Source organism: Vibrio sp. 970 (genome assembly GCF_033339075.1).
The window spans coordinates 1-1,457 of the sequence record NZ_JAWOTW010000064.1 but is presented as its reverse complement, the minus strand read 5'-3'; the positions used below and the strand labels follow the sequence as shown (position 1 = coordinate 1,457).

Sequence of the window (1,457 nt, the reverse complement as noted above, 5' to 3'; positions counted from 1 at the left end):
CCGCGACGACCGCGCCCCTGCGCCTGATATTCAGCGATACAAACTCGCCCTTTATCGGATTCACTGACTTTCTCTAACAAATATTGATTCGTTGAATCGATCACGGAAATCAGTTCTACCGGAGTGCTAATGGCATTTTTCAGACGAGTTTCATCGAATAGTTGAAGAGGATGAGCCAGTTGATAGCCTCGTCCTTGGATACGATAAATATCCACTCCCCAATCATTCAACCCTTTAATGTGCTTTGCAATTGCCGCTCTAGAAATGCCCAGTTGTTGTCCAAGCATTTCACCTGAATGGAAACCGCCATCGCTGAGTGTTTTAAGGATATGTAGCTTCACTGAGTGTTCTTTTCTCATTGAGCCGCCTCAATCTTAGCGAGATTAGTTTCACCTTGACGATTCATAAAGCGCACTTCGTGTTCGAGCTCAATTTGGTACTTATCCCACACCGCCTTTTTCACCAGAGAAGCAAGTGCAACCACGTCATCAGCACTGCAGTTGTCGACATTTGTTAATACCAACGCTTGTAAAGGGTTCACCTGAGCACCGTTGACTGAAATACCTTTCAAACCACACTGGTCAATCAGCCAACCGGCTGCCACTTTCATTCCCTCGTTTGCAGGGTAAGCCACCATGTCGCTATGCTTTCGAATGAGTTGATCATAATGATCTTGGCTGATCACAGGGTTTTTAAAGAAACTCCCTGCGTTACCGACTTTAGCTGGGTCTGGCAGTTTCTCCATACGAACTTGGCACACACGTTCAAATATTGCATTTGGACTTAATTCGTTTTCAGGGATGTTTTGTAACGGCCCATATTGATTCTTCGGCGTCCATCGCTTCGGCAGCTTCAAGCCAATGGCTGTGACAAAGCATTTTTCATATAGATCATGTTTGAAAACTGAATCTCGATACCCAAATTCGCAGTCTTCCGCACTCATCCGCCTCGTTTTTAAAGTCGTCAAATCCAATACATCGACGTAGCTACAAAGATCTTTTAGTTCAACCCCGTATGCGCCGATGTTTTGGATCGGAGCTGACCCAGCACAACCGGGAATCAAAGCTAAGTTTTCGATCCCGCCCATACCTTGGGCAACACACCAAGCCACCAAACTCGGCCAATCCTCCCCACCTTGAACATGCAGAAGATAATCTTCATGGGTTTCTGAAACCGATTTCCCCAAAAGGCGGTTAACAATGACGAGACCATCAAAATGTTCAGTAAATAGAACATTGCTGCCTTTACCCAAAAACAACTTCGGCAGACTTTGAAAAGCAGGATTTTGATAGAGGCTGATTACATCATCTATCGAGTCAACAATGGCTAAGTAGGAGCAAGTCTGCTCGATACCAAAAGTGTGAAAAGCCTTGAGGCTTGCGTGTTCTTTAATTTGCATAGTGATTTGCAACGCCAGATAAGATTCTCTTAAACTGGGCACATTCTACCCCAGTTAA

Annotated in this window: 2 protein-coding genes; both read right to left on the bottom strand. The window is 44.9% G+C overall.

Annotated features, from left to right (window positions below):
• A partial coding sequence (locus R7Q11_RS24710) for an HTH domain-containing protein (protein WP_225466825.1) occupies positions 1 to 359 on the bottom strand: 359 nt, incomplete at its 3' end.
• Positions 356 to 1,399 (bottom strand): UDP-N-acetylmuramate dehydrogenase, encoded by a 1,044-nt coding sequence (gene murB / locus R7Q11_RS24705; protein ID WP_024699706.1) that lies wholly within the window; start codon positions 1,397 to 1,399, stop codon positions 356 to 358. The genes murB and R7Q11_RS24710, both read right to left, overlap by 4 nt.
• Positions 1,400 to 1,457 lie beyond the last annotated feature (58 nt).